The sequence below is a fragment of the Paracraurococcus lichenis genome, assembly GCF_030657435.1.
Taxonomy (GTDB): domain Bacteria; phylum Pseudomonadota; class Alphaproteobacteria; order Acetobacterales; family Acetobacteraceae; genus Paracraurococcus; species Paracraurococcus lichenis.
This window is the reverse complement of record NZ_JAUTWS010000216.1, coordinates 1-3,403: the sequence shown is the minus strand read 5'-3', so window position 1 is coordinate 3,403 and position 3,403 is coordinate 1. Positions and strand designations below refer to the sequence as shown.

The following is a 3,403-nucleotide window of genomic DNA, read 5'->3' as shown; positions in this document are numbered from 1 at the left end:
CCCCGATCAGCACCAGCATGCACTCGGCTTGCGGCTCCATTCGTGCCTGTAGGTAGATGCCGTCAGCCCAGAGGTAAACGTAGTGCCGCGCCGCCAGGTCGCGCCGCTGCCACCGATCGTAGTCGGCCTGCCAGGTGTCCCGCAGTCGCGCGATTGCCGCCGGCGACAGGTTCGGTGCCTCCCTGCCCAGTAGGGCCGCCAGCGCCTCTTGGAAGTCACCCATCGACAGCCCGCGCAGGTAGAGGACCGGCAGCACCGCCTCCAGGCTCCGCGTCCGACGCGCCCAGCGCGGCAGCAGCGCCGAGGTGAAGTGGATCCGCTCCTCCTCCGGGCCAGCACCACGGTCACGCAGCTTCACCCGCCGCACCGGTACCGGCCCAATCCCGGTCTGCACCAGCCGCTCCGGCCCATAGCCATGCCGGACCAGCCGCTCGCGCCCGTCCGGCAGCCGCAGATCCCGCATCTCCGCCAGGAAGGTCTCGACCTCCGCCTCCACGGCCTGCGCCAGTAGCCGGCGCGCTCCGTTCCGCAGCACCGCCGTCAGCGGATCCACCACCTCATCCGGCTGACGCAGGGCAACCACTGTGGTATCGCTCGTCATGGCGTATCGCTCCTTCGGGAGGTTCTGGCAGGCTCGTCACCCGCCTCGATACGCCGCCTTCCTCAGCCCGCCATCACCCAATTTCGGCCATAGCTCCACCCAAGCCACGAGATCCCAGACGAAGAAGCCCTGCAAGCGTGTGGCCGAACGGATCAGCCTGCGCCCGTTCCAGGACACCCAGAGGCCAACTGCCACACAGGCGACCACACCGGACCCGCCAAGACCATGCGGCGGCCAGAAGGCGATGAACGGAGTGGTAAGTGCCAGCAACACCTCGGCGCGCGGGTCAAAGGCGAGGTGGCGCAAACGTAGCATCGTCCAACCGACTATGATCCCATAGGCGATCTCGCCCGCGACGATGGCTATGAAGCGGATTACGGCATCGGTGAGCAAAAAGCCGTCGGTGGACATAGCCCCGAGCGAGAAGCTGAACAGCACGAGCGCAGTCGCGTCATTCACGAGGCTCTCGCCTTCAAGCACCGTGATCAGCCGTCTCGGCAGCCCGAGACTGCGCGCGATCGCCATGGGTGCGACCGCATCGGGTGGTGCGACGATCGCACCGAGCACAAACCCGACTGCCCATGGCATATCGAAGAGATAGTGAACAGTTGCGGCAACGCCGCTGGCGGTGAACAGCACGCAGCCGACCGCCAACAACAGGATCGGCCGCAGATTGGAACGAAAACCGCGCCAGCTCATGCCGACGCCAGAGGCGTAGAGCAGTGGCGGAAGCGTCACGAGTAAAACAAACTCTGGATCAAGCGCTACGGCCGGCAGCCCCGGCAGGAACGAGGCGATAATACCTGCTCCCAGCATGAGGATCGGCGTGGCCGCGTGCAGCCGCTGGGCTGCGACGCTCAGACCTGCGATCGACAATGCGAGAAGCAGAATGATAGATAGGGTCGGGTACAGCATGGCAGCCGACCCTGCCTGAGCAAGGCTTGGATCGGAAAGGGTGCATTGAGAGGCGTGGTTCAGAATCGGTTCTTCCGCACTCCCCGTGCTCACGGTGCCATGAAGGGAGATGCAAGGCGCTGAAGTACCGCGGCTTTTCCGCACTCGGCTGGCTCCCACCACGGCGGCGCCGACGTTGCGGAACGAAGCTACCCCTTCATTTGGTCGCGCAGGCACTTGCCAGCAACGTTGCACTCACGTGCAGCACGGGAAGTGATACTGCTGGCGAAATGCGGCCGCCGGGGGCGGATCGGCGTTGACGGGCTGCTTTCCTGACCCGTTGAGGTGGACCATGTGCTTGCGCCCTGGATCGCCGCTGCCGGTACCTGGTGACACCGCCCATGTGGCGCGGCTGGCCTTTCCTCAAGGCAATCCGCTGTTGAGCCTGCGCGATAGGCTGGGGCCGGTGTTCGACGACCGCCGCTTTGTGCAGCTGTTCCCAGGCAAGGGACAGCCGGCCGAGGCGCCGTGGCGGCTGGCGCTTGTGACCTTGCTGCAGTTTGCGGAAGAACTCTCGGATCGGCAGGCAGCGGAGGCGGTGCGGAGCCGGATTGACTGGAAGTATCTGCTCGGCCTGTCGCTGACAGACGCCGGCTTCGACAGCACGGTGCTCAGTGAGTTCCGCGCGCGGCTGGTGGCGGGCGCCGCGGAGGCGCTGTTGCTGGATGCGGTGCTGGAGGTCGCGGCTGCACATCAGCTGCTCAAGGCGGGCGGGCGGCAGCGCACCGACTCCACCCATGTGCTGGCGGCGACGCGGGCGATCAACCGGATCGAATGCGTGCATGAGACGCTCCGGCATGCGCTGGAGGTGCTGACTCTTGCAGCGCCGACATGGCTGCTGATGCACGTCTTGCCGCATTGGGCCGAGGCCTACGGCCGACGCGCTTTCGACGAGCGCCTGCCACGTTCGGCAGCCAAGCGGGCGGCCTGGGCGCAGCAGATCGGCGAGGACGGGCATCACCTGCTTGCCGCCCTCGATGCCGCGGCGACGCCGGATTGGCTCCGGCAGTTGCCCGGGGCGATCATGTTGCGTCGTGTCTGGATCCAGCAGTTCTATGTCTGCGATAGTCAAGTGCAGTGGCGCGGCGAGCGCGAGGGTATTCCGCCGGCTTCACGGTTCATCAGCTCGCCCTATGACGTGGATGCCCACTATGCCTGCAAGAGAAGCATGACGTGGATCGGCTACAAGGTGCATCTGACCGAGACTTGCGACGAAGGCCTGCCGCGCATCATCACCGAGGTGCAGACCACTGCCGGTCCCATTGCTGACGGCGACGTCACGACGCCGATCCACCATGCGCTGCAGGATAAGGGCCTGCTGCCCGCACAGCACCTCGTCGACACTGGCTACATCGCTGCCGGTGTCTTGGTAGAAACGCAGCGCGACTTCGGGATCGACCTGGTGGGGCCTGCCCGCGCCAACTTCCGTTGGCAGTCGCAGGCGGGCAAGGGCTTCGGCATGGATGCCTTCGCGATCGATTGGGACGCGCAGCAGGTCACCTGTCCAATGGGCATCCAAAGCTCAGGCTGGAGCCCAGCGCTGGACAATCGCGGCACGCCGGTGATCAAGGTGAAGTTTTCGACGAAGGATTGCCGAGCCTGTGCACATCGTGCCGACTGCGCCGGACCGACTGCCACACGGCGCCTCATGACCATCAGGACGCGTGAGGCCTACATCGCCTTGCAGGCAGCGCGACAGCGACAACAGACGCCCGAGTTCCTCAGCCTCTATGCGCTCCGGGCCGGGGTTGAGGCCACAATCTCCCTGGCCGCCCGCACCTTCGGGCTCCGAAGATCTCGCTATCTCGGGCAAGCCAAGCCCGACTTGGACACCGCCTTTAAGAAAGC

Annotated in this window: 3 protein-coding genes; 1 reads left to right on the top strand and 2 read right to left on the bottom strand. The window is 65.6% G+C overall.

Annotation, left to right across the window (positions count from 1 at the left end; genetic code table 11):
- A partial coding sequence (locus Q7A36_RS38930; RefSeq protein ID WP_305109165.1) for a transposase occupies positions 1-601 on the bottom strand: 601 nt, incomplete at its 3' end.
- A gap of 36 nt (positions 602-637) precedes the next feature.
- The gene (locus Q7A36_RS38925; RefSeq protein WP_305109164.1) at positions 638-1,516 is read right to left on the bottom strand and encodes a cation:proton antiporter; all 879 of its coding nucleotides are present in this window, start codon (positions 1,514-1,516) and stop codon (positions 638-640) included.
- 382 nt (positions 1,517-1,898) lie between these two features.
- Here Q7A36_RS38925 and Q7A36_RS38920 point away from each other — a divergent pair.
- Positions 1,899-3,403 (top strand): IS1182 family transposase (locus Q7A36_RS38920; protein ID WP_305109163.1); only part of this gene is annotated, 1,505 nt, incomplete at its 3' end.